Source organism: Acidovorax sp. LjRoot204, from assembly GCF_056175785.1.
In genome coordinates, this window is record NZ_JBGFFF010000384.1 from 1 (window position 1) to 1,008 (window position 1,008).

The 1,008-nt window shown below is 69.0% G+C and carries 1 protein-coding gene; it reads right to left on the reverse strand.

Annotated features, from left to right (window positions below; translation table 11 throughout):
- A partial coding sequence (locus AC04MI_RS25600; RefSeq protein ID WP_476499093.1) for an O-antigen ligase family protein occupies nucleotides 1-1,008 on the reverse strand: 1,008 nt, incomplete at both ends.

The window sequence follows — 1,008 nt, forward strand, 5'->3', positions numbered from 1 at the left end:
ATGTCGGGCCGCTTCCACGCCTGCCAGACGGCGCCCGCCATGATGGCCAGCAGGCTCAGCAAGGCCGGCAGCCCGCCCTGCGCGCCGACCCAGAGGAAGTCGTTGTGCGGCATGTTCGAGTCGGCGAAGAGGGCCGGCCCGCGCTTGTGCCACTGGTCGGTCCAGCCGCCGATGCCCCAGCCCGTGAGCGGCCGGTCGGCGATCATGAGGCCGGTGTCGCGGTACATGTAGTAGCGGATGACCCAGCTGCCCTTGAAGATTTCGCCGGCCTGCGCCTTCTCGATTTCCTCCACGCCGGTCTCGACCTTGTGCTGCAGCTGTGGCAGCTGGTAGAGCGCGGCCGCCAGCACCACGGCGCCCAGCACCAGCGCGCTCACCAGCATCTTCAGGTGGCTGCGCCACTGGTGGATGCAGACCACCGGGATCACCAGCAGCAGCGCGAGCACCGAGGTGCGCGAGGTCAGCGGCAGCGCCACCACCAGCCCCAGGCCCAGCATCAGCACGAAAGCCGGAATGGCGCGCAGCGGCCGGTGCGCGGCGATCTGCGCAATGCCCCACACGGCGGCCGTGGACGCCACCACGCTGAACAGCAGCGCATTGCTGATCGACTTGTTGCCCACTTCCATGACCACCGCACGCAGCGGCGACCAGATCGGAAAGCCGATGGCGTAGTAGGCCACGACCAGCAGGATGTTCAGCGCCGCGATCAGCAGGAAGCCGCGCAGCGCCCAGACCGCTTCCTCGCGCGTGAGCGCCAGTGCCATCAGGATGGTGAGGCCGATGCGCAGGCCGTGGAACAGGTTCGAGCCGGTCTCGGGGTAGTGCGGCCCGATGGCCAGCACGATGAAGGTCCAGGCCAGGTAAGCCACCAGCGGCCACCACAGCGGGTTGGCGCGCAGCCGCGCGAAGCGCTCGCGCAGCCCGCCGGCCAAGAGCATGGTGGCGAGCAGCAGCAGGGCCGAAAGGTAGGTGAGGCCGACGGGCATGAACACCACCAGCCCCCAGAAC